The 23,196-nt window shown below is 73.6% G+C and carries 21 protein-coding genes; 7 read left to right on the forward strand and 14 right to left on the reverse strand.

Features of this window, described 5'->3' with window-relative positions; translation table 11 throughout:
- Window positions 1-10: 10 nt before the first annotated feature.
- Genes ACILQ5_RS10605 through ACILQ5_RS10620 form a run of 4 tightly spaced genes read right to left on the reverse strand, consistent with a single transcriptional unit; the run spans window position 11 to window position 4,207 of the window.
- Window positions 11-1,252, reverse strand: coding sequence for a hypothetical protein (locus ACILQ5_RS10605; protein ID WP_395657966.1), 1,242 nt, complete (start codon window positions 1,250-1,252; stop codon window positions 11-13).
- A gap of 12 nt (window positions 1,253-1,264) precedes the next feature.
- On the reverse strand, window positions 1,265-2,335 hold the full coding sequence (locus tag ACILQ5_RS10610) for an amidohydrolase family protein (RefSeq protein ID WP_395657967.1): 1,071 nt from the start codon (window positions 2,333-2,335) through the stop codon (window positions 1,265-1,267).
- Window positions 2,336-3,670: a hypothetical protein gene (locus ACILQ5_RS10615; RefSeq protein WP_395657968.1), complete on the reverse strand. Its 1,335-nt coding sequence runs from the start codon at window positions 3,668-3,670 to the stop codon at window positions 2,336-2,338.
- A gap of 9 nt (window positions 3,671-3,679) precedes the next feature.
- On the reverse strand, window positions 3,680-4,207 hold the full coding sequence (locus ACILQ5_RS10620) for a YbhB/YbcL family Raf kinase inhibitor-like protein (RefSeq protein WP_395657969.1): 528 nt from the start codon (window positions 4,205-4,207) through the stop codon (window positions 3,680-3,682).
- Window positions 4,208-4,374: 167 nt separating this feature from the next.
- On the opposite strand from ACILQ5_RS10620, the gene cobA reads away from it, so the two are divergent.
- Together cobA and ACILQ5_RS10630 are read left to right on the forward strand one after the other, a co-directional pair.
- The gene (gene cobA, locus ACILQ5_RS10625; protein WP_395657970.1) at window positions 4,375-5,598 is read left to right on the forward strand and encodes a uroporphyrinogen-III C-methyltransferase; all 1,224 of its coding nucleotides are present in this window, start codon (window positions 4,375-4,377) and stop codon (window positions 5,596-5,598) included.
- The gene (locus ACILQ5_RS10630; RefSeq protein WP_395657971.1) at window positions 5,598-6,401 is read left to right on the forward strand and encodes a TrmH family RNA methyltransferase; all 804 of its coding nucleotides are present in this window, start codon (window positions 5,598-5,600) and stop codon (window positions 6,399-6,401) included. The genes cobA and ACILQ5_RS10630 overlap by 1 nt, the downstream gene beginning before the upstream one ends.
- 6 nt (window positions 6,402-6,407) lie before the next feature.
- On the opposite strand, the gene ACILQ5_RS10635 is transcribed toward ACILQ5_RS10630, so the two are convergent.
- Window positions 6,408-7,544 carry a magnesium and cobalt transport protein CorA gene (locus ACILQ5_RS10635; protein WP_395657972.1) on the reverse strand — a complete coding sequence of 379 codons (1,137 nt, stop codon included), beginning with the start codon at window positions 7,542-7,544 and terminating at the stop codon, window positions 6,408-6,410.
- Between the two features lie 68 nt (window positions 7,545-7,612).
- Window positions 7,613-8,218 carry a peptide deformylase gene (gene def, locus ACILQ5_RS10640; protein ID WP_395657973.1) on the reverse strand — a complete coding sequence of 202 codons (606 nt, stop codon included), beginning with the start codon at window positions 8,216-8,218 and terminating at the stop codon, window positions 7,613-7,615.
- Window positions 8,219-8,299: 81 nt separating this feature from the next.
- On the opposite strand from def, the gene ACILQ5_RS10645 reads away from it, so the two are divergent.
- Both ACILQ5_RS10645 and ACILQ5_RS10650 read left to right on the forward strand, forming a co-directional pair.
- Window positions 8,300-9,676: an acyl-CoA dehydrogenase family protein gene (locus tag ACILQ5_RS10645; RefSeq protein WP_395657974.1), complete on the forward strand. Its 1,377-nt coding sequence runs from the start codon at window positions 8,300-8,302 to the stop codon at window positions 9,674-9,676.
- Between the two features lie 68 nt (window positions 9,677-9,744).
- The gene (locus ACILQ5_RS10650) at window positions 9,745-10,962 is read left to right on the forward strand and encodes an acyl-CoA dehydrogenase family protein (RefSeq protein WP_395657975.1); all 1,218 of its coding nucleotides are present in this window, start codon (window positions 9,745-9,747) and stop codon (window positions 10,960-10,962) included.
- A gap of 13 nt (window positions 10,963-10,975) precedes the next feature.
- Here ACILQ5_RS10650 and ACILQ5_RS10655 read toward each other — a convergent pair whose 3' ends face one another.
- Together ACILQ5_RS10655 and ACILQ5_RS10660 are read right to left on the reverse strand one after the other, a co-directional pair.
- Complete coding sequence (locus tag ACILQ5_RS10655) at window positions 10,976-12,400, reverse strand: LLM class flavin-dependent oxidoreductase (RefSeq protein ID WP_395658048.1); 1,425 nt, start codon at window positions 12,398-12,400, stop codon at window positions 10,976-10,978.
- The gene (locus ACILQ5_RS10660; protein WP_395658052.1) at window positions 12,397-13,230 is read right to left on the reverse strand and encodes a hypothetical protein; all 834 of its coding nucleotides are present in this window, start codon (window positions 13,228-13,230) and stop codon (window positions 12,397-12,399) included. Before ACILQ5_RS10660 ends, ACILQ5_RS10655 begins: the two co-directional genes overlap by 4 nt.
- 47 nt (window positions 13,231-13,277) lie before the next feature.
- On the opposite strand from ACILQ5_RS10660, the gene ACILQ5_RS10665 reads away from it, so the two are divergent.
- On the forward strand, window positions 13,278-14,624 hold the full coding sequence (locus ACILQ5_RS10665; RefSeq protein ID WP_395657976.1) for a DUF2252 domain-containing protein: 1,347 nt from the start codon (window positions 13,278-13,280) through the stop codon (window positions 14,622-14,624).
- A 9-nt stretch (window positions 14,625-14,633) separates the two neighbouring features.
- Here ACILQ5_RS10665 and galK read toward each other — a convergent pair whose 3' ends face one another.
- Window positions 14,634-15,794: a galactokinase gene (gene galK / locus ACILQ5_RS10670; protein WP_395657977.1), complete on the reverse strand. Its 1,161-nt coding sequence runs from the start codon at window positions 15,792-15,794 to the stop codon at window positions 14,634-14,636.
- 24 nt (window positions 15,795-15,818) lie between these two features.
- Between galK and ACILQ5_RS10675 the strand changes: the two genes are divergently transcribed.
- The gene (locus ACILQ5_RS10675; RefSeq protein WP_395657978.1) at window positions 15,819-17,255 is read left to right on the forward strand and encodes a GuaB1 family IMP dehydrogenase-related protein; all 1,437 of its coding nucleotides are present in this window, start codon (window positions 15,819-15,821) and stop codon (window positions 17,253-17,255) included.
- A 19-nt stretch (window positions 17,256-17,274) separates the two neighbouring features.
- Here the strand turns inward: ACILQ5_RS10675 and ACILQ5_RS10680 are convergent, their stop codons facing one another.
- The 5 genes from ACILQ5_RS10680 to ACILQ5_RS10700 all read right to left on the reverse strand — a co-directional run bounded on the left by ACILQ5_RS10680 (window position 17,275) and on the right by ACILQ5_RS10700 (window position 21,307).
- Window positions 17,275-18,993 carry a BCCT family transporter gene (locus tag ACILQ5_RS10680; protein WP_395657979.1) on the reverse strand — a complete coding sequence of 573 codons (1,719 nt, stop codon included), beginning with the start codon at window positions 18,991-18,993 and terminating at the stop codon, window positions 17,275-17,277.
- Between the two features lie 72 nt (window positions 18,994-19,065).
- A complete protein-coding gene (locus tag ACILQ5_RS10685; RefSeq protein ID WP_395657980.1) occupies window positions 19,066-19,659 on the reverse strand; it encodes a LysR family substrate-binding domain-containing protein in 594 nt (197 codons plus the stop codon).
- Between the two features lie 22 nt (window positions 19,660-19,681).
- Window positions 19,682-19,951 carry a GlsB/YeaQ/YmgE family stress response membrane protein gene (locus tag ACILQ5_RS10690; protein WP_395657981.1) on the reverse strand — a complete coding sequence of 90 codons (270 nt, stop codon included), beginning with the start codon at window positions 19,949-19,951 and terminating at the stop codon, window positions 19,682-19,684.
- A gap of 34 nt (window positions 19,952-19,985) precedes the next feature.
- On the reverse strand, window positions 19,986-20,681 hold the full coding sequence (locus ACILQ5_RS10695) for an FAD-binding oxidoreductase (protein ID WP_395657982.1): 696 nt from the start codon (window positions 20,679-20,681) through the stop codon (window positions 19,986-19,988).
- A 14-nt stretch (window positions 20,682-20,695) separates the two neighbouring features.
- A complete protein-coding gene (locus tag ACILQ5_RS10700; protein WP_395657983.1) occupies window positions 20,696-21,307 on the reverse strand; it encodes a sulfite oxidase-like oxidoreductase in 612 nt (203 codons plus the stop codon).
- A gap of 272 nt (window positions 21,308-21,579) precedes the next feature.
- Here ACILQ5_RS10700 and fadD1 point away from each other — a divergent pair, with 272 nt between their 5' ends.
- Window positions 21,580-23,169 carry a fatty-acid--CoA ligase FadD1 gene (fadD1, locus tag ACILQ5_RS10705; RefSeq protein WP_395657984.1) on the forward strand — a complete coding sequence of 530 codons (1,590 nt, stop codon included), beginning with the start codon at window positions 21,580-21,582 and terminating at the stop codon, window positions 23,167-23,169.
- Window positions 23,170-23,196 lie beyond the last annotated feature (27 nt).

Here is a 23,196-nt window from a genome sequence, read left to right on the forward strand (position 1 = left end):
CGCTCGGGCCTCAGGGCTCCTCGCAGCCGCTCACCGTCTCGGCGCGGCACCAGTCGACGTCGCCCTGGCCGCGGGCCAGGTCGGTGCCGAGGCCACCGTCGAGGTGATCCCGGTACGGGCCACCGCGCAGCCGGTCGTCTCCGCGCCCGCCCAGCACCCGGAAGCGGGTGCGGTCCTCACACCCGCGGCCAGCGTTGACCCAGTGCAGGCGGTCGCCACCGCCGTTGCCGCGGACGTGGACCGTGCAGCCGTCGTAGCCGAGCTCGTCGGCGCGCGGGCCACCGATCATCCGGACCCGGTCCGCCCCGACCCGGTAGTACTCGAGGCCGGCCAGCCGGTAGCCGTCGCCGTCGGTCGACCGGGCCAGCCGGTGCTGACGCAGGTCCAGGTCCACCGATGTCCGGGCGAACGCGTTCAGGGAGTCGTGGCCCGGACCGCCGGCGATCCGGCGGGTGACGACCCCGCCGAGATCGAAGAACAGCAGGTCGTCACCGGTCCCGAGGTCGGCACTGCGGAGGTTCACGGCGAGGAACAGGTGGTCGTCACCGCCCGAGCCGACGTACCGGACATCGACGCCGCGCTTCCCGTCGACGCTCGCGACACCCAGGGCGGCCCAGCGGGAGACGACCGTGCCGGCCCGGCGGAGCTCGTCCGCCTCGTCGTCGACGACCCAGGTGCCGGCCGACAGGTCGAGCGACACGTCGTTCTTCGCCGGGCCTCCGTCGAGCGAGCCGCCGTTGTGGTCCGACGCCAGGAAGAGGTGGTCGTTGCCACGGCCGAGGTCGACGTCGTCCTGGTCGGCCAGGAGGCGCTGGCCGGTGAAGACGTAGTCGTGGCCGCGACCGGTCGTCACGCGGTCGGTGTCGGCGTCCACGAGGTCCGTCCCGGTGGTGACGGTGTCGCGGCCGGACCCGCCGACGAACGTGTCGGCTCCTGTGCCCAGGACGACACGTACCTGGTCGTGGAGGTCGTCGAAGGCGGTGGTGTCGACGACGTCGTCCCCGTCGCCGGCGTCGACCAGGTAGGCGTAGCCGCCCGTAACGCAGATCGTGTCGGCGCCTGCGCCGGCGTCGGTCTCGGTTGCGCCGTTGGTGACGATCACGTCGTCACCGTCGGTGCCGGTCACGGTCCCGCCCGGCTCGCCGACGATCGTCGCTGTCTGCCCCCGGCAGGTCTCCTGCGCGGCGTGGGCCGGGGGCACCACCAGGGCGACGGCGAGCAGCGTGAGCGGGAGGATCCGAGAGGGCCGCATGGGCCGACCGTCTCACAGGCCGTAGACGCGCCGCGCGTTCTCGCCGCCGACCAGGTCGGCGACCCGGAGCGCGTCGTCGAGCGACCAGTCGCCCCGGCGTACCCACCCGCCGAGGACCTCGGCCATCGCGCGCCGCCACAGCACTGAGCCGAGGAAGTGGAGCTCGGGCAGGCCGTAGGCGTCGGAGGAGTAGAGATGCTTCGCGAACGGCGCCAGCTCCATCGCCTCGGCCACCAGCTCGGCCGAGCGGGCGCCGAGGTGGCTGACCGCGAGCCCGACGTCGAAGGAGACGTGGTCGAAGGCCTGGGCGAGGTAGCCGGCGTGGCGGTGGAACGGGTAGCAGTGCAGCAGCAGCACCGGGGTCGAGACCGCCCGGAGCAGCGGCAGCAGGTGCAGCGGGTCCGCGCGCCGCAGGTCGAGGTCGCGGTCGCCGAAGCCCGTGTGGACCTGCAGCGGCAGCCCCCGGGCGGCCGCCTCGTGCGCGCCGAACGCGACGAGCACCGGGTCGACGACCCGCGGCCCCGACTCGCGGGCGCGCGTCGCGACGGCGGCGTCGTCGGGTCGGGTCCAGTCGATGTCGAGTCCGCAGCGGTACGCCGCGATCGTCTTCGCCCCCACGACGACCGGTGACGCGGCCGCGGCGTCGAGCCGCTCGCGGAAGGCGCCGGGCACGTCGTCGGCCCCGAGCACCTGCTCCAGGAGCAGCTCCAGCCGCACCACCTCCGACCGGGGCTCCGGATCGGTGACGAGGTCGGGCGTCAGGCCCGTGTCGACGACCCACCGGTCGACCCCGGCGGCGTCCAGGAACATCCGCACCAGGTCGTCGTACGGCGTCGCGGACCGTGCCTCCCAGTACGCGTCCGGCGTGGCCAGCGGCGGCAGTCCGAGCAGGGGCGCGCACCACCGGCGCACGGCCACCCCCACGGGCAGGTCGAAGCCGGACATGAACGGCGGCACCGACCTGGTCGAGCCCTCGACGAGCGCGCACTCGAACGCGGCCCGGTCGCCGGGCTCGGTGAACCAGCCGTGGACGTGGTGGTCGACGAGCCGGACCGCGGCCAGGTGCTCCTCGACCGGGTCCACTCAGCAGCTCCAGGACAGCCGGAGCGCCTCGGCGACCTCGGGCGCAGCCGGGTCCGGGAACGTCTCGACCTCGTAGCGGCGGACCGAGAGGAGACCGCTCATGATCGGCGCACCGAGAACCGCGCGAGCCACCGGGGACGCCTCGAAGGCGTCGAGGACGGCGGCCTGCCCGACGGGCAGGGCCGGGAGCGACGCCGCGGACCCGGCCGGGTCGTCGGGGACCTCCGGCGGCAGCAGGAGGCCCGCCCGGATGCCGTGCTGCGCGCTGGCGAGCAGGGCGGCCACGGCCAGGTAGGGGTTGGCGCTCGGGTCGACGACCTTGAGCTCGACGTTGGCGCCGTGGGCGCTGGCCGGGCCGCCGGCGACCAGCCGGACGGCCGCCTCCCGGTTCTCCAGGCCCCAGCAGAGCGCCGCGCCGGCCCAGTTGCCGGGCTGGAGCCGCACGGTGGAGAGCACCGAGCCGGCGTACACGCCGACCAGTCCGGGCAGGGCGTCGAGGATCCCCGCGATCGCCGCCTCGCCGACGGGCGTGAGCCCGTGCGGCCCGGGGCCGCCGCCGAAGACCGGCCCGTCCTCGGTGGCGAGCGAGAGGTGCAGGTGGGCGCCGTTGCCGACCTCGCCGGCGAACGGGTACGGCGAGAAGGACACCTGCATCCCGTGGCGGGCCGCGACCCGACCCAGCAGCAGCCGCGCGAGCACCACGTCGTCGGCGGCGCGCAGGGGGTCGGCGGGGGAGAGCGAGACCTCCAGCTGGTCCTGGCCGTACTCCATGTGGAGCTGCTCCAACCCGAGCCCGACCCGGGCGGCGGACTCGGTGAGGTCGACCAGGAACGCGGCCTGCTCCAACGAGGTCCGCAGCCCATACGGCGACCGGGCGCCGGTCGTCGCGTGGCCTCCGTCGGGCCCGAGCAGGGGGCACTCCAGCTCGGCGCCGACGAGCGCGGTGAGGCCGGCGTCGGCGGCCGTCGCGACGGCCCGGCGCAGCGCTGACCTGGCACACATGTCGTCGCTCCCGCCGCCCTGGTCGTGGAACTCGCCGGGAGCCCAGGCGACGCCGTCCTCGACCACCCGCAGGTCGGCCGGGTCGATGCGGATCCGCAGGTCGCCGACCACGTTGAGCTCGGGGGTGAACGCCAGGTTGCCGTCGACGCAGAACACGCTCCAGCAGGGCGAGGCGCCCATGCCGACGCGGTGGAAGGTGGCGAGGCGCTCCACGGGGACGTACTTCGCCCGCGCGACGCCGGCCATGTCGACGACCGAGCCGCCGACGAGCCGGACGCCCTGACCGGTCAGCTCCTCGACGTACCCCGCGAGGTCCGCATCCGTGTAGGTCACGTGGCGCGACTAGTGCTGGTAGGTGCCGTGCAGGATCGCGCGGCCCGCGGTCTTGAACGCCAGGTTGAACGACACGACCGCCGGCGAGGCGTCGGAGTCGACGCCCAGGGACTCCTCCTTCACCGCATGGACGACGAAGAAGTAGCGGTGCACCTGGTCGCCCTCCGGAGGAGCAGCGCCCATGAACGCCTTCGACCCGCCGTCGTTGCGGCACATGAAGGCGCCGCCGGGGAGCGTGGCGCCCTCGGCGCCGGCGCCGGTGTCCAGCGAGGTCACGTCGGCCGGGAGGTCGACCAGGACCCAGTGCCAGAAGCCGCTCGGCGTCGGTGCGTCGGGGTCGAAGCAGGTGACGGTGTAGCTCCTGGTGCCCTCCGGCGCGCCCTCCCAGGAGAGCTGGGGCGAGGTGTTGCCCGCGGCCGCGACCTGGTCGTCCTTCAACGGCCGGCCGTCGCTCACGTCGGCGCTGGTCACCGTGAACGACGGCACGGCGGGCAGCAGGTCGTAGGGGTTCGGGGCGACCGGGCGGTCGAGGCTCATGGCTCTCCTGTCGGGGTTCTCTGTCCGGGGTCTTCTGTCCGGGGTCACGGTCCGGGCTCGCGCCGGGCTGCTGGCGCACGTAGCGCGCCGGACGCGTCACGATCAACGTAGTCCGGTGGGTGGGCCCGCGCCACGCTCCTCGGCGCCGTGGCGGCGATGATGGTCCGATGGAGGACTTCCCGACCTACCCCTCCGGCCTCCGGCTGGCCGGGCGCCGGGTGCTGGTGGTCGGCGGCGGCCACGTCGCTCAGCGCCGGGTCCCGCAGCTGATCGCGGTCGGCGCCGACGTGCACCTGGTCTCCCCGGAGGTCACCCCGGCGGTCGAGGGCATGGTGGGCTCGGGCGAGGTCACCTGGCACCGGCGCGGGTTCGAGGAGGGCGACGTCGACGGCGCCTGGTACGTCATCGCCGCCACCGACGACCGTGCGGTCAACGAGCGGGTCTCCGTCGAGGCCGAGGCCCGACGGGTGTTCTGCGTCCGGGCCGACGACGGGACCCGGGCGACCGCGTGGACCCCCGCCGTCGGCCGGCACGCCGGCGTCACGGTGGCGGTGCTGGGCCAGCGGGAGCCGCAGCGGTCCGCGGCCGTCCGCGACGAGATCCTCGAGGGTCTGCGCGAGGGCACGATCGTGGCCCGGCACCAGCGGGACCGCTCGCCGGGCGTCGTTCTGGTCGGCGGCGGCCCGGGCGACCCCGAGCTGATGACCGTGGCCGGTCGCAAGGCGCTGATGGAGGCCGACGTCGTGGTCGCCGACCGGCTCGCCCCGCGCGAGCTGCTCGGCGAGCTCCCGGCCGACGTCGAGCTGATCGACGTCGCCAAGCTCCCGCGCGGTCGGTCCGCGCTGCAGGAGGAGATCAACCGCGTCATCGTGGAGCGCGCACTGGCCGGCAAGCGGGTGGTGCGGTTCAAGGGCGGCGACAACTTCGTCTTCGGCCGCGGCTACGAGGAGGTCCTCGCGTGCCGGGCGGCCGGCGTGCCGGTCACCGTCGTGCCGGGGTTGAGCAGCCCGGTCGCCGTCCCCGGCGTGGCCGGGATCCCGGTCACCCACCGCGGCGTCGCCCACGAGTTCACCGTGGTCTCCGGGCACCTGCCGCCCGACCACCCGGAGTCGCTGGTCAGCTGGCCCGCCGTGGCGGGAATGTCCGGCACCGTGGTGCTGATGATGGCCGTCGAGAACGCCCCCGCCATCGCCACCGCGCTCGTCGCCGGCGGCCGGCCCGCGTCGACGCCCGTCGCGGTCGTCTGCGAGGGCACCATGCCGGGGGAGCGGACCGTGCTCGCGACCCTCGGCACGCTCGGGGAGCGGCTCGAGGCCGAGGCGGTGCGGCCGCCCGCGATCATCGTGGTCGGCGAGGTCGTCCGGGTCGCCCACCCGGCAGGCTTCTCCTGATGGCCACCTTCGTCGAGATCGACGATCCTGCCGACCCGCGCCTCGCCGACTACCGGGACCTGCGCGACGTCGAGCTGCGCAAGAACCTGGAGGTCGAGCACGGCCTCTTCCTCGCCGAGGGGGAGAAGGTGGTCCGCCGCGCGGTCGACGCCGGCTACGCACCCCGCTCGTTCCTGATGGCACCGCGCTGGCTCGAGGGGCTGGCCGCGCAGCTCGCCGGGACGGACGCGCCCTGCTACGTGCTCGCCGAGCCGCTGATCGAGGAGGTGACCGGCTTCCACGTCCACCGCGGCGCGCTGGCCTCGCTGGCGCGCCGGCCGCTGCCGAGCGTGGCGTCGGTCCTCGAGGGCGCCCGGTCGGTGCTCGTCCTGGAGGACCTGGTCGACCACACCAACGTCGGCGCCGTGTTCCGGTCGGGTGCGGCGCTCGGGTTCGATGCCGTGCTGCTCGCCCCCCGCTGCGCGGACCCGCTCTACCGGCGCGCGATCAAGGTCGGGATGGGGGCGGTCTTCACGACGCCGTGGACCCGCCTCCCGGACTGGTACGACGCCCTGCCGTCGCTCTCCGAGGCGGGGTTCACGACCGTGGCGCTGACGCTCGCGCCCGACGCCGTACCCGTCGACGAGGCGGTGGCCGGCCTGGACCGGGTCGCCCTCGTGCTCGGCTCGGAGGGCCACGGCCTGTCGACGCGGTGGGAGCGCGCCGCCGACCGACGCGCCGTGATCCCGATGGCCGCCGGGATCGACTCCCTCAACGTGGCCGCCGCCTCCGCGGTCGCCTGCTACGTCACCGCCCGCCGCTAGCGCGGGTCAGATCCAGCGGCGCTTCTTGAACACGCCCCAGAGGGTCACGCTGACGAGGAGCATCAGGACCAGGGCGAACGGGTAGCCGCCGGCCCAGTGCAGCTCGGGCATGTGGTCGAAGTTCATGCCGTAGACGGTGCCGACGAGCGTGGGGGCGAACAGGATCGCGGCCCAGGCGGAGATCCGCTTCACGTCGTCGTTCTGCTCGATGCTGGCCTCCGACAGCGCGCGCATCTCCTCGTTCTGCCGCTGGGCGACGAGCGTGGCGTTCACGGTGAGGATGTCGCGGAGCAGCTGGCGGAACCCGTGCACCCGCTCGATCACCTGGGTGAGGTGGTCCTCGACGTCACGCAGGTAGCGCTGCAGCTCCTCGTCGGTGCCGTACTTCTCGAACCCGGCGACCAGGTCGTCGAGCACCGTGGCGAGCGGTCGGGTGGCGCGCTGGAACTCGATGACCTCGCGGCTGAGCTCGTAGATGCGCCGGGAGACGTGCGGGTCGCTGCCGAACACCTCGGTCTCGATCTCGTCGATGTCGTTCTCGAGACCGGCGACGACCGGCAGGTAGCCGTCGACGACCCGGTCGAGGATGGCGTAAAGGATCGCCTCGGGGCCCAGCGCCAGCAGCTCCGGGTCGCTCTCGAGGCGACGCCGCACGCCGGAGAGGTCGGGCGACTCCGAGTGCCGGACGGTGACCACGAAGTCCGGGCCAAGGAAGACGTGCACCTCGCCGAACGAGACCTCCTCGCGGGCGTCGTCGTAGTGGGCCGCGCGGAGCACGACGAACAGCGTGTCGTCGTACCGCTCCAGCTTGGGGCGCTGGTGGGCGACGATCGCGTCCTCGACCGCCAGCTCGTGGAGGTCGAACTCCTCGGCGAGCGAGCCCAGCTCGTGCTGGTCGGGGCGGTAGAGCCCGATCCACGCGATCGAGCCGTCGTGCTCGCGCAGGGAGCGGTAGGTGTCGGCGAGGGTGTCGGGGGAGGCGACGCGGTCGCCGGCGAGGTAGACGGCGCTGTCGACCATGCTGACCCGGTCGCCGATCCGCTCGACGGCGAGCGAGGTGCCCGGCGGCGAGAGCGGCGGGCGGGGCGGACGGCGCACCCGGCCGGTGAGCGATCGGATGGGCTTGAACGGACGGTCGGTCATGACGCCTCCTTCCGCTCGGCCCGGAGCAGGGCCCGCGACCGGGGGCCCCGAGCAGGATAGGCGCCTGCTCAGCCGGCGGGCCAGTCGGGCGGGAAGTCGCCGGCGGCCTTGTCGTGCGCCTTCTGCAGCTTCTTGCGCTGCTTGGTGGCCAGCCGGTCGCCGAAGACGGTGCCCTGGGTGTGGTCGGTCTCGTGCTGCAGGCAGCGGGCCAGCAGGCCGTCGCCGGTGAACTCCACCGGTTCGCCGTCGAGGCCGGTGCCGGTCACGGTCGCGACGTCGGGGCGCGCGCACTCGACGAACGCCCCCGGGAACGAGAGGCAGCCCTCGTCGCTCTCGTCGAGGTGCCGGTCGCGACCCTCGGGGAGGGTGAGGACCGGGTTGCAGACCACGCCGGCGGTGTGTCGGCCGCTGTCGTCGGGGCAGTCGAAGACGAACATCGCGACGTCCTCCCCGACCTGGCAGGCGGCGAGCCCGACCCCGTCGGCGGCGTACATGGTGGCCACCATGTCGGCGGCGAGCGCGCGGAGGGCGTCGTCGTACGCCGTCACCGGCTGCTGCGGCCGGTGCATGACCGGGGTGCCCCACCGGGTGATCGGCCGCGCCGTGCCGCCCGTGGGCAGCGGACCGTGCGGCGTGGTCGGCTCGGGGGTCGGCTCGGGGGACGGCGCGGGCATGCAGAGGAGGGTAGCCAGCGTGTGACCGGTCCCACGACCGCGGCTGTAGCCCGATGTGTAACTCCGAGTTACATTGACCGCATGTCCCTGGTCACCTCGATGACGAAGAGCCTCCGGCCCGGCGGGAAGCACGGCCTGTCGACGAAGGAGACGCGCGACCCGATCGGGTACGCCGTCGCCGCCCTGAGCCGGCTCGCCCAGAGCGACCTCCTCGACCGCGTCGGCCTGCGCAAGCAGACCGAGCACGCGGTCTACACCGCCACGCGCAGCGGGTTCCGCACGCTCACCGCAGCGAGCCGGACCTTCGCCCGGGCCGGCGGGTCCGGTGGACCCGGTGCCCGCCCAGCGGCCACCCCGCGCAGCGGTGTCTTCGACCTCACCCCGACCGAGGACGAGCAGATGCTCGTCGACGTGGTCACCGAGCTCGCCGACGAGGTGCTCCGGCCCGCGGCCGCCGAGGCCGACGAGGCCTGCGCCGCCCCGGAGGCGGTCCTCAAGGCCGGTCTCGACGTCGGGTTGCCGATCCTCGGCCTGCCCGAGGACCTCGGCGGTGTCTCCGAGGAGCGGTCCGCGGTCGCCGGCGTCCTGGTCGCCGAGGCGCTGGCCCGCGGGGACATGGGCCTGGCGGTGGCCTCGCTCGCCCCCGGGTCGGTCGCGACCGCGATCGGGCTGTGGGGCACCGAGGCGCAGCAGCAGACTTACCTGCCGGCGTTCACCGACGACTCGGTGCCCGCCGCCGCGCTCGCCCTCGGGGAGCCCACCGTGCTCTTCGACGTGCTCGCGCCGGCCACGACGGCGACCCGCACCGAGGACGGCTTCGTGCTCGAGGGGGTCAAGTCGGCCGTCCCGCGCGGCGCCGACGCCGAGCTCTTCGTCGTCGGCGCCTCCCTCGACGGGGCGCCGGTGCTCTTCCTCGTCGAGTCGTCGACCCCGGGCCTCGAGGTCGTCGCCGACCCGGGCATGGGCGTGCGGGCGGCCGGGTTCACGCGCCTCGAGCTCCACGACGTCCAGGTCCCGGCCGACGCGGTGCTGGGGGAGACCGACGGGACGACGTACGCCGAGTGCGTCCGCCTCTCGCGGCTCGCCTGGTGCGCCCTCGCCGTGGGCGCCGGCCAGGCGGTGCTCGACTACGTGACGCCGTACGTCAAGGAGCGCGAGGCGTTCGGCGAGCCGATCGCGCACCGGCAGTCCGTGGCGTTCATGGTCGCCGACATCGCCATCGAGCTGCAGGCGATGCGGCTGCTGACCTGGAAGGCCGCCTCGCGCGCGGCCGCCGGCAAGGACTTCGCGCGCGAGGTCGGCCTGGCCCGGCAGCTGTGCGCGGACAAGGGCATGCGGATCGGGCTCGACGGCGTGCAGCTGCTCGGCGGGCACGGGTTCGTGAAGGAGCACCCGGTGGAGCGGTGGTACCGCGATCTCCGGGCCGTCGGCGTCGTGGAAGGTGCGGTGTTGGTCTAGATGCCCTTCCAGGTTCTTGCTCCCCCGCTCCGCTCCTCCGCAACAACCCGAAAGGGGCCCAAACACTGATGGCGATCAACCTGGATGACCCCAAGAAGCTCCGGCCGCTCGTCGGCCAGGCGCACCAGGTCGCGATGAACATGCTCCGGCCGATCTCGCGCAAGTACGACAAGGCCGAGCACGCCTACCCCCAGGAGCTGGACCTGCTCGCCGCGATGATCGACGGGCTCTCGGAGTCCGGGGCGAGCGAGGGGGCGGGCGCCGCGGGCGTGCGCCGCGAGGAGACGCCCGCCGAGCAGGGCGGCGTGCGCAACGGCACGAACCTGGCCTCGGTGATGTCGATCGCCGAGATGTGCTGGGGCGACGTCGGGCTGCTGCTGTCGATGCCCCGCCAAGGGCTCGGCAACTCCGCGATCGCCTCGGTCGCCGACGCGGAGCAGCAGGAGCGCTTCGCCGGCGTGTGGGCCGCGATGGCGATCACCGAGCCCGGGACCGGGTCGGACTCCGCCAACATCCAGACGACCGCCGTGCTGGACGGCGACGAGTACGTCATCAACGGCGAGAAGATCTACGTCACCTCCGGGGAGCGGGCCGACGCCGTCGTGGTCTGGGCGACCCTCGACCGGTCGCTGGGCCGCGCCGCGATCAAGTCCTTCGTCGTGCCGAAGGGCACCCCCGGGATGCGGGTCGAGCGGCTCGAGCACAAGCTCGGCATCAAGGCATCCGACACCGCCGCGATCATCTTCGAGGACTGCCGGGTGCCGAAGGAGAACCTGCTCGGCTCGCCCGAGGTCGACACCAAGCAGGGCTTCGCCGGCGCGATGGCGACCTTCGACAACACCCGTCCGCTCGTCGCCTCGATGGCCGTCGGCTGTGCCCGGGCGTCCCTCGACCTCACCCGCGAGCTGCTCGAGCAGGCCGGCGTGACCGTCGACCACGATCGACCGGGGCACCTCCAGCACGCGGCCGCCGCGAAGCTGCTCCAGATGGAGGCGGACTGGGAGGCGGCGTACCTGCTGATGCTCCAGGCCGCGTGGATGGCCGACAACCGCCGGCCCAACTCGCTCGAGGCCTCGATGGCCAAGGCGAAGGCGGGGCGGGTCGGCTCCGACATCACGCTCTCGTGCGTCGAGCTGGCCGGGTCGGTGGGGTACAGCGAGTCCGAGCTGCTCGAGAAGTGGGCGCGCGACTCCAAGATCCTCGACATCTTCGAGGGCACCCAGCAGATCCAGCAGCTGATCGTGGCGCGGCGGGTGCTCGGGCTCAGCAGCGCCGAGCTGAGGTAGCCGCCAGGTCCCGTCAGGCCAGCAGGGGAGCGAGCCGCTCCACGTCGTCGGGACCCTCGAGGTCGCCGACGGCGAGGAAGACGGTGTCGACACCCCGGTCGGCCAGCGCGCCGTAGCGGTCGCGCTGCTCGACCGGGGTGCCGGCGTTCGTCCTCCGGGCGTACGCCGACGCGGCGGTGCCGCCGCGCAGCCTCTCGACGCGCGCCCAGGTGTCCTCGCGGTCCCTGCCGACGACCGGGAGGTCCAGCACCGTGATCCGCACGTCCGTGCCCTCGACCGCGGCCCGGGCCCGCTCGACGTGCTCGGTCCGGACGTTGACGGCATCCGCCAGCCGGGCGGCGGTGCGCAGCAGCTGCGGTCCGGACCCGCCCACCACGACCGGGATGTCGTGCACCGGCCGCGGGTAGCAGGTGGTCTCGGGCAGCGAGACCGAGCTGCCGTCGTACGCCCCCGTCCCGGGGGCCCACAGCGCGCGCATCGTCTCGATCGCGGCGGCCACGTCGCGGACCCGTTCGCGCGGTGCCGGGAACGGCAGGCCGTACGCCGCGTGCTCGCGCTCCCACCACCCGGCTCCGATCCCGACGAACGCCCGGCCGCCGGTCAGCACGTCGAGGGTGGCCGCCGCCTTGGCCGTGACGCCGGCCGGGCGGAAGGTCACCGGGGTGACCAGGGTGCCGAGCTCGAGCCCGGTGTCGAGCCCCGCCAGGAGCCCGAGCGTGACCCAGGGCTCCGGGATCGGCTCCCAGGCCCGGGCGACCTGGGGGATCTGGACGAGGTGGTCCATCAGGGCCAGGCCGGCGAACCCCGCGTCGTCCGCGGCCCGGGCGACGCCGGCCAGCCAGGCTGCCGGGTCCTCGCCCCACGGGAACCGGCCCACCTGGAGCACGAACCGCAGCCCCTGCGAGCTGCGGCGGTCCGCGGGCGGCGTCGGATCCGCGAGGACGCGCTCCGAGGCGACGTCGGGCCCACGACCGGTCGGTGCCACCCGGTGGACCACGTCCCAGCCGGCCAGGTCGAGGGCCCGGACCTTCCTCAGCTGGCCGGCCAGGGCCGGCGCCGGGACCGGCCGGTCGCGCTCGCGGTTGCGGGCCCGGCAGACCTCGTCGGGGGTCTCCAGGAGCACGGCCACGGCCGGGAGCCCGGCGGCGCGGGCGGCAGCGAGCCAGCGCGCGCGTCGTACGTCGTCGAGGCCGAGCGTGTCGACGACGGTGGTGAGGCCGCGCCCCAGCCGCGCGTCGACGACCTGCTCCAGGATCGCGAACGCGTCGTCGGACGCGCCCAGGTCGTGCGGTCCGCTGCCGACGACGCCGCGGAGGTCGTCGGAGGAGACGATCTCGTCGCGGCGGTACCGCTCCCGCGCCCAGGTCGACTTGCCGGAACCCGAGGCACCGACCAGGACGACCAGGGCCGGGTCGGGCAGCCGGTCGGCCGTCGTCAGCCCTTCTCGGGGTCGGAGGCCGCGCTGGTGCCGATCGCGTCGATCGGGCTGGGGAGCTCCGCGTCCTCGAGCAGGTCGGCCGCGGTCTTGGGGGCGGGCGCCGGGGCCGGCGTCGAGGCCTGCGTCGCCGCTGGGGCCGGCGACGGGCTGGTCTCCGCGGCCGGTGCCGCCTTGCGTGCGGGCAGCTTCGCGCTCGGCGTGGACTTCTTGGTGGGCGCCTTCTTCGCGGCGGACTTCGTGGCGGGGGCCTTGGTGGCCGGCGCCTTCTTCGCGGCGGGCTTGCGGGTCGCGGCCTTCTTGGCGAGGTCCGCGGGGGTCGCGTCGACGTGGCTGGCGTCGGCGGCCGCGTCGATGGCGTTCTCCGGGGCGGGCGGCGCCGGCGTCGTGGCGGCCTGCTCGGCCTGCTCGGCCCGCTGGGCGGCCTGCTCCTTCACCAGCTCGGTGGCGACGTCGGTCACCGGGGCCTTGACCGGGGCCTTCTTCGCGGGCGCCTTCTTCGCGGGCGCCTTCTTCGCGGGCGCCTTCTTCGCGGGAGCCTTCTTCGCGGGGGCCTTGTCCGCGGGGGCCCTGTCCGCGGGCGCCGGGACGGCCACCTCGGGCGTCCGGGCGTGCGGAGCCGCCGCCGCGCCGCCGTGGCGACCGGGGAGCCGGCTGGTCACGGCACCCGCCGCGTCCTTGGCGACCTGGCCGGCGACCGTCCGGCCGAGGGTGATCGTGCCGCGTGCGTGACCGACCGCCTTCTCGGCGGTGCCGACGGGGTGCGTGATCGCCCCCTTGACCGTCCCGACGACGGTCTCCTGGAGCTTCTGCAGAGCGCTCTTGCTGGCCACGGGGCTTCCCTTCGGTCGCGTTCCTCGGTCCTGTCCTGGATTGAAGCATGTACCCGGTCGCCCTGGGCATGCTGCGTGGCATGCGCCACTCCCCGAGCGACCGGACCGACCTGATCGTCTCGGTCCTCGACGACGCGTTCGCCCCGCTGATGGAGGCGGACCCGGTCGCCTTCCGGCGGAAGTACCGGACCATGGCCACCGACCCGCACGCGTTCTACCGCGGCACGGCCTGCCTGTTCTACGCCGACGTGACGGCGGAGGAGGACCCGTTCTGCGACGAGCGCAGCGGGCGGATCTGGGTGCACGGCGACCTGCACGTCGAGAACTTCGGCACCTACCTGAACTCCGACGGCCGGCTGGTCTTCGACATCAACGACTTCGACGAGGCCTACCTGGGGCGGTTCACCTGGGACCTGCAGCGGTTCGCGGCGTCCCTGGCCCTGGTCGGGTGGCAGAAGGCCCTGCCCGAGCAGGACGTGCGCCGCCTGGTCGGCCGCTACCTGCGCGCCTACCTGGCCCAGGTCGACGAGTACCGGCGGTCCGAGGACGACGACTTCGCACTGCACCTGGACAACACGGACGGGCCGATCCACGCCGCGCTCGTCGTGGCCCGGCAGGAGCGCCGGGCCGACCTGCTCGACTCCCTGACCGTCCTCGAGGGCGGCACCCGGGTGTTCCGGCACGACGACTCCGTCCGCCGGCTGGGGAAGCGTGAGCGGGCGCGGGTGGTGGCGGCCTTCGAGGGCTATCTGGACTCGATCCCGTCGACCAAGCGGTTCGACCGGGCGCTGTTCTACGAGCTGCGCGACGTCGTGGGGAAGACCGGGTTCGGCATCGGCAGCGCCGGCCTGCCGGCGTACAACCTGCTCGTGGAGGGGTTCAGCCAGGCGCTCGACAACGACGTCGTGCTGTCGATGAAGCAGGCCAACGTGCCGGCCGTCAGCCGGTTCGTCGACAGTGCGGCGGTCGAGCGGTACTTCGACCACGAGGGGCAGCGGACCGTGGTCAGCCAGCGGGCGCTCCAGGTGCACACCGACCCGCTGCTCGGCCACACCGAGATGGAGGGCGTGGGGTACGTCGTCTCCGAGCTGTCTCCCTACGAGGTCGACCTCGACTGGAGCAACCTGACCGAGCCCGACGAGATCGCCGCCGTCATCGACCTGCTCGGCCGCGCGACCGCCAAGATCCACTGCGCCTCCGACGAGGACAGCGACCAGGACCTCGTCGACTTCCAGGTCGAGGACGCCATCGCCGAGTGCGTGCACCGACGCCGCAAGGAGCTGGTCGCCTGGGTGACCGACTTCGGCATGACCTACGCCGAGCAGGTGCGCGAGGACCACTCCCGGTTCGTCACCGCGTTCCGCGAGGGCCGGATCGGGGTGTCCGCGACCTGAGGGTGCCGGTCAGTCCACCAGGCCGGCCCGGCCGGCGGGCTCGGCGAGCAGGTGCTGGGGGGCGGCGAAGCCGGCGGCGGCGAACGCGGTGTCGATCGCGCGGACGACGGCGTCGAGCCGGGCTGCCGGCACCAGCGCGAGCGACGACCCGCCGAAGCCGCCGCCGGTCATCCGGGCGCCGACGGCGCCGGCCTCGACCGCGGTGTCGACCGCGAGGTCGAGCTCGGGGCAGGAGATCTCGAAGTCGTCGCGCATGGAGACGTGGGACTCCGCGAGCCGGGCTCCGACGGCGGTCCAGTCGCGGGCTTCCAGGGCCGCCACGACCGCGCGGACGCGGTCGATCTCGGTGACCACGTGCCGGGCGCGGCGCCGGACCCGGTCGTCCGCCAACGCCTCGACCGCCTCGAGCGTGGCGTGCCGCAGGGACGGGACGCCGAGCGCGCGGGCCGCCTCCTCGCAGTCGGCCCGGCGCTCGGCGTACCCGCCGTCGACCAGGGCGTGCGAGACGCGGGTGTCGGTGACGAGCAGCGCGAGGCCGGCCACGTCGAGGGGGAGCGCGACCGGCTCGGAGGTGTGCAGGTCGAAGTCGATGAGCAGTGCGGACCCCACCTCGGCCAGCATCGAGACCGTCTGGTCCATCCCGCCCGTTGGTGCGCCGGCCACCTCGGCCTCCGCCCGGATGCAGGCCGCGACGACCAGCGACCGGTCCAGCTCGACCTCCGACGCGGCGCAGGCGGCGACGGCGACCGAGCACTCCAGCGCCGCCGAGCTCGACAGCCCCGCCCCGAGCGGCACCGTGCCGCTGACCAGGACGTCCGCCCCGGGTAGGGCGACACCGGCCTCCCGCAGCGCCCACAGCACGCCGGCGGCGTACGCACCCCAGCCCTCTGCGTCCGCGAGGGTCGCGAGGGTGCCCGTCCACGGCTCCGGCTGCTCCAGGCTGCCGATCCGCACCGTGTCGTCCGAGCGCGGCGAGACCGCCGCGTACGTCGCGTGGGGGAGCGCCACCGGGAGCACCAGGCCCGCGTTGTAGTCGGTGTGCTCGCCGATCAGGTTCACCCGCCCCGGGGCCCGGGCGACGACGGCGGGCGGGCCGCCGTAGGCCGACACGAACGCGTCGGACACGACGGTGCTGAGCGCTGCGGGCTGTCCTGGGGGCACGAAGGGCACGGGGTCAACCTAGACTGGTGCGACGTGCGCTTCCTCGACGCGACCCCGCCGCCCCACGACCTGACCTACGACGACGTCTTCATGGTCCCGCGGCACTCCGCGGTCGCCAGCCGGTACGACGTCGACCTGGCCACCAGCGACGGGACCGGCGCTACGCTGCCCCTCGTCGTCGCCAACATGACCGCGATCGCCGGCAAGCGGATGGCCGAGACCGTGGCCCGCCGCGGCGGGCTCGCCGTCATCCCCCAGGACATCCCGGCCGCGGTGGTCGCGGACGTGGTCGAGTTCGTGAAGTCGCGGCACCTGGTCTTCGACACCCCGATCGAGCTGGCGCCGCACCAGACCGTCGCGGAGGCCCTGGCGCTGATCCCCAAGCGGGCGCACCGGGCCGCGGTGGTCGTGGCCGAGGGACGCCCGCTGGGGGTGGTCTCGGAGGCCGACTGCGTGGAGGTCGACCGGTTCGCCCAGGTCCGGCACGTGATGCAGCCGATCGCCGTGCTCCTGGCCGCCGACGCCGACCCTCGCGACGCCTTCGACCGCCTGGACGCCGCCCACGCGTCGCTCGCGGTGGCGGTCGACGACGACGGCCGGCTGCTCGGGGTCCTCACCCGCACCGGTGCGCTGCGCGCGACCCTCTACCAGCCCGCCGTCGACGGCCGCGGCGACCTGCGCGTGGCCGCCGCCGTCGGGGTCAACGGCGACCTGCCGCAGAAGGCCGAGGCGCTCCTCGCCGCCGGCGTGGACTGCCTGGTCGTCGACACGGCGCACGGGCACCAGGAGCGGATGCTCGAGGCGCTCGCCGTCGTACGAGCCCTGGACCCGCAGGTGCCGATCGCCGCGGGCAACGTGGTCTCCGCCGAGGGCACCCGGGCCCTGGTCGAGGCCGGCGCCGACATCGTCAAGGTCGGCGTCGGGCCCGGTGCGATGTGCACGACCCGGATGATGACCGGTGTCGGACGGCCCCAGTTCTCCGCGGTCCTCGAGTGTGCCGAGGCGGCGCGCGAGCTCGGCCGGCACGTCTGGGCCGACGGCGGCGTCCGACACCCGCGCGACGTCGCCCTCGCCCTCGCGGCCGGTGCCTCCGCGGTGATGATCGGGTCCTGGTTCGCCGGCACCCACGAGTCGCCGGGCGACCTCATGCTCGACTCCGACGGCCGGGCCTACAAGGTCTCCTTCGGCATGGCCTCCGCCCGGGCGGTCGCCAACCGGACGTCCGGTGAGTCCGCCTTCGACCGGGCCCGCAAGGGGCTCTACGAGGAGGGCATCTCCTCGTCGCGGATGTACCTCGACCCGGCGCGCCCGGGCGTGGAGGACCTGGTCGACCAGATCTGCTCCGGCGTCCGCTCGGCCTGCACGTACGCCGGCGCCGCCTCGCTCGCGGAGCTCCACGAGCGGGCGGTCGTCGGCGTGCAGTCGGCGGCCGGGTTCCACGAGGGCCGCCCGCTCGACACGAGCTGGTAGGCCGAGCCGCGCCTCCGGCTCAGGCCTCCGGGTCGCGGTCGACGGCGATCACGAAGTCGTCGCCGTGCTCGGTGACGCCGGTGATGACCGCGGCCTCGACCGCCTCCTCGGCGTACCGGCGGCGGACCATCATCGGGTCGCTGCGCAGGTCCTTCACCAGTGAGACGGCCAGCCCGATCATCACCACCACGAAGGGCAGCGCCGCGACGATCGTGATCGTCTGCAGCCCGGTGAGGGCGTCGGTGCCGCCCGCGAGGAGCATGACCGCGGCGACGGCGCCTGTCGCGACGCCCCAGAACACGACCGTACGGCGGCTCGGCTCCATCGTTCCCCGCTCGGAGAGCGTGCCCATGACGATCGAGGCGGCGTCGGCGCCGGAGACGAAGAAGATCGCGACCAGGACCATCACCACGATGCTCGCGACGGTGGCGAGCGGGTAGGCCTCGAGGGTGCTGAACAGCTGCGACTCGATGCCGCCGGCCCCGGCGATGTCGGTGCCGGACTTCTGCAGGTCGATCGCGGCACCACCGAAGATGCAGAACCAGACCAGGCTGACCAGGCTCGGCACCAGGAGCACGCCGGTGACGAACTGGCGCACCGTCCGGCCGCGGGAGATCCGGGCGATGAACATCCCCACGAAGGGGGTCCAGGAGATCCACCAGGCCCAGTAGAAGACGGTCCAGGACTGCAACCAGGTGCTGGTCGCGGTGCCCTCGGCGCCGGTCCGTGCCGACATCATCGCGAGGTCCTGCAGGTAGCTGCCGATGGAGGTGGGCACCAGGTTGAGGATGAACACCGTCGGGCCGAGGACGAACACGAACGCCGCCAGCGCGATCGCCAGCACCATGTTGATGTTCGAGAGCCACTGGATGCCCTTGGCGACGCCCGAGACGGCCGAGAGGATGAACGCGACGGTCAGCACGGCGATGATCGCGACCAGGACGCCGTTGCCGACGCGGCCGATGCCGGCGACGATCTCCAGGCCGCTGCGGATCTGCAGGGCGCCGAGACCGAGCGAGGCGGCGGAGCCGAAGAGCGTGGCGAAGATCGCCAGCATGTCGATGACCTTGCCCCACCCGCCGTGGGCGCGGCTGCCGAGCAGCGGCTCGAAGGCCGCCGAGATCAACTGCAGGCGACCCTTGCGGTAGACGCCGTACGCGATCGCGAGACCGACGACGGCGTAGATCGCCCAGGGATGCAGGGTCCAGTGGAAGAGGGTGGTGGCCATCGCGTGCTGCGTGGCGGCCGGGTTCCCGGCGTCACCGGTGCCCGGCGGGGGCGTGGCGAAGTGCGTGATCGGCTCGCTGACGCCGTAGAACATCAGCCCGATGCCCATGCCGGCGCTGAACATCATCGCCACCCACGAGACGGTCCGGAACTCCGGCTCCTCGTCGTCGCGGCCGAGCGGGATGGTGCCGTAGCGGCTCGCGGCCAGCCAGATCACGAACACCACGAACGCGCTGGACGTGGTCACGAACAGCCAGCCCGTGTCGCGCATCACCCACGACAGGGCGGTGCCGGACGCGCTCGCCAGCGACCCGGTGCTGACGAATCCCCAGACCAGGAAGGCGACGGCCAGCGCGGCGGTGACGCCGAACACGACCTTGTCCAGGCCCCCCTCGGGAGCCGCCTCGTCCACCGGGTGGTGGTCGAGGGCAGGGTGGGGGACCGGGTCGTCGACGGGGGTCCTGACAGTGTCGGCGACCGGGCGGCTACGGGCGTACTGGTCGGTAGTCACGCCACTTCACGTACCACCCACCCCGCGGGGTGAAACGGCGACGTGAGCACCCTCACCCTCGGGTGCGGCGGCTCACCCGCGCGAGCTGCGCTCGGTCCGGCCGCGGACGATGCCGATGAACCGTTGGACCCACGGGTCGTCGTTCTCCACCAGCCAGGCCAGCCCGACGCTGGTCGGGGCCAGGTCGGTGACCACGCGGTAGGTGGTGTCGCGGCGGTGGTGGAGCCGCGCGACCGACATCGGCACGACGACCACACCGGTGCCCGAGGCGACCACCTCGACGGCCTCGGCGACCGACATCGGCGGCCAGGTGAGCTGCTCGGCGTCCGGTGTCCACCCCGAGCGCTCGGGCAGGACCAGCTGCTCGTCGGCGAGGTCGGCGGTGGTGACCTCCTCGGTGAGCGTGAGCAGGTGCTCGGCGCCCATGACCGCGACCGGCAGCTCCTCGTACAGCGGGATCAGGTGCAGCCCGTCCCGGTCGACCGGCAGCCGCACCAGCGCCATGTCGAGCGTGCCCTCGCGCACCCGGACCTCCTGGTCCTCCTCGGTCAGGGGGACCAGCTCGAGCGGGTCGCGGGCGTAGCGCTCGCGCCAGGTGCGCGCCCACTTGTCCGGCGTCGCACCGGTGACGAACCCGACGCGGAAGTGCCCGAAGGCGGCGCTCACCCGCTCGCGCCCGGGGTACGGGTCACGACTTGTCGGGGGTGGGCGCGGCGAAGTAGCGCCAGGCCGCGGTGACGATCAGGGCCCCGATGATCGAGCCGATGATCCCGCTGGGCTTGAGGTCGAGGCCGTCGCCGGAGAGCAGGCTGACCAGGAGACCACCGACGAACGAGCCCGCGATGCCGGCCACGATCGCCATCGTCCAGTTCACGCCGCCTTCCTCGCGGCCCAGGATGAACTGAGCGATGGCACCGACCACCATGCCGAACAGGATCAGGCCCAGAATCATGTACATGCGGTGATCCTAGGGTCGCCCGTCCGGGGCTCGCTCACCCGGTTTCACCGAACTGCTCCACGCGGATCACGTCGGGGTCCACGCCCGTGTCCTCGAGCAGCCGGGTGGCGTACGACGCGAACCCGACCGAGCCGCAGACGTAGGCGCGCTCGGCACCGCCGACGTGCGTCGCCAGCTCGTCGGGGTACGGCGGCGCCGCGACCCGGTCGCCGAGGTTCTCGCGGGTCAGCGCGATGAACGCGCCGTACCGCTGGAGCTCGGCGGCGTAGGGGAGGTCCTCCCAGGTGCGGGCGACGACGACCACGCGGAGGCGGTCCTGGAGGCCGAGCCGCCTCACCACCCGGGTCATCGCCACGACCGGGACCACCCCGGAACCGCCGGCGACGCAGACCGCGGTGACGTCGCCCTCCCAGACGAACCAGCCGCCGATCGGGCCGCGCAGCTCGAGCACGTCGCCCACCTCCGCCGCGTCGTGGAGGAACCCCGAGACCTCACCGCCCGGCAGGCACTCCACCATCAGCTCCAGCAGCGGGTCGTCGGGGTCGGAGGCGACGGAGTACGAGCGCTGGGCGGTGTACCCGTCGGGCGCCCGCAACCGGACGACGTAGTGCTGGCCGGCGAGGTGGTCGACCCGGTCGTCGACGTGGAGACGCAGGCGCACCAGCCGGTCGGTCGGGTGGTCGAGCTCGATGATGGTGCCGGTCGTCCAGCCACCGGCGGGCGCGGGCACCTAGGGCACCGTCCTCACGGGTCGCCCTGGTAGCGCTGCTCCAGCCACGGGTCGCCGCGGTCGTGGTAGCCGTTCTGCTCCCAGAACCCGGGCCGGTCGCGCTCCATCAGCTCCAGCCGGGTGACCCACTTCGCCGACTTCCAGAAGTAGAGGTGTGGCACCAGCAGGCGCACCGGGCCGCCGTGGCCGGTCGGCAGCGGCTTGCCGTCGACCTCCCAGACGACCCAGGCCTTGCCGCCGGTGACGTCCTCGAGCGGCAGGTTCGTCGTGTAGCCGGTGGTCGAGTGCGCCATCACGAACCGCGCCTCGGGCAGCGGCATCGCCGCCTCGAGCAGGGTGTCCACGCTGACCCCGGCGAACGTCATGTCGAACTTCGACCAGGTCGTCACGCAGTGGATGTCGCCGACGTACGTCGAGCCCTCCAGGGCGTGCAGGTCGGACCACGTCCAGCTCTGCGGTCGCCCGACGAGGCCGTCGACGCTCATCGTCCAGCGGTCGAGGTCGATGCGGGGCGTGGCCTCCGCGGTCAGGGTGGGCCAGGAGCTGCCGGTGTCGTACTGGCCGGGCGGGAGCCGGTCCGGACGGGAGGGTCGGCGCTTGCCGAGGAAGCCACGGGTGACAGGCACCGGACCAGTATGGCTCCGGTCGCAACCCGATCGGTGCCGTGAGGTCGTCCGTTTCCGTTCAATTGCTGGGAGAAGTCCCGGTTACCGGTCGGTAAGGCGGGCCGGACCGAGCAATTGAACGGAAACGTCCCCGCCGCGGAGACGCCCGCGACCCACCGGAACCCGACCGCGACCAGCAACTAGAACGCGTTGCAGAAATGGCCGGTGGTCGCCTACGTTGACACGCGTCGACAACGGGCCGGTGGGACCGCCGGACAGGGGGAGGGCACGGCATGGCCGAGACGATCCAGCAGCTGCTGCGCGAGCGGGCCGACGACGACGGCACCGCCGTGCGCCACGGCGAGGACTCCTGGACCTGGCGCGAGCACGTGGCCGAGGCGTCGGCGGTGGCGTCGGCCCTGATCGGGGTGGCGGCGCCGGACCGGCCGATGCACGTCGGGACGCTGCTGGGCAACACCCCGGACATGCTCCGGATGATGGCGGCCGCGGGGCTCGGCGGCTTCACCCTCTGCGGGATCAACAACACCCGCCGTGGCGACGGGCTCCTGACGGACCTCCGTCGCGCGGAGTGCCAGGTCCTGGTGACCGACGAGGAGCACCGACCGCTGCTCGACGGCCTGGACCTCGGCGACGTCCGCGTGCTGGTCACCGGCACCGACGAGTGGCGACAGCTGGTCGCCGGGGCGAGTCCGCTGACGCCGTACCGCGAGGTCGAGGCGATGGACACCTTCATGATGATCTTCACCTCCGGCACCAGCGGGGACCCCAAGGCCGTCCAGGTCAGCCACCTGATGGTGCTGTTCTCCGGGCTCAACCTGCAGGGCCGCTTCGAGCTCGGGCCCGATGACGTCTGCTACGTGGCGATGCCGCTGTTCCACTCCAACGCCGTCGTGGCCGGGTGGAGCCCGGCCCTGTGCGCGGGCGCCACGATCGTGCCGGCCCGATTCAGCGCCTCGGGCTTCCTCGACGACGTCCGCCGGTACGGCGTCACCTACATGAACTACGTCGGGAAGCCGCTCGCCTACGTGCTGGCGACCCCCGAGCGCCCCGACGACGCCGACAACACCCTGCGGGTGGCGTTCGGCAACGAGGCCAGCGACCGCGACATCGAGGAGTTCGCCCGCCGGTTCGGCTGCGACGTGTGGGACGGGTTCGGCTCCACGGAGCTGGCGGTGATCATCACCCGGGAGCCCGGGACGCCGCCGGGCTCGATCGGCAAGGGCTTCGAGGGCGTCGCGATCTACGACCCGGAGACGGTCACGGAGTGCGCGGTCGCCGAGTTCGACGAGCACGGCAAGCTCCTCAACGCGCCCGCGGCGGTGGGGGAGCTGGTGAACACCACCGGCGGGGGCTACTTCGGGGGCTACTACAACGACCCCGACGCCGACGCCGACCGGATGCGCCACGGGATGTACTGGTCCGGCGACCTGGCCTACCGCGACGCCGACGGGTGGATCTACCTCGCCGGACGCACCGCCGACTGGATGCGGGTGGACGGCGAGAACCTCGCCGCGGCGCCGATCGAGCGGATCCTCCAGCGGCTGCCCGTGGTCAACCGGGTCGCGGTCTACGCGGTCCCGGACGAGCACGTCGGCGACCAGGTGATGGCGGCGATCGTGCTCCAGGACGAGGCGACGCTCTCGCCGGCCGAGCTCGAGGAGTTCCTCGCCGCCCAGCCCGACCTCTCGGCCAAGGCCTGGCCCCGGTTCGTGCGGGTGGCGCCCGACCTGCCCAGCACGGCCACCAACAAGGTGCTCAAGCGCGAGCTCGCCGCGCAGGGCCCGACCGCGGGCGACGGCGTGCTGTGGACCCGCGAGGCTCGCGGGACGGCGTACGTCGCCGACGCGGGTGTTCCCGCCTGACGAGCCGGATCGCTCCGCTACCCTCGT

The organism is Nocardioides sp., assembly GCF_044226305.1.
GTDB lineage: Bacteria > Actinomycetota > Actinomycetes > Propionibacteriales > Nocardioidaceae > Nocardioides.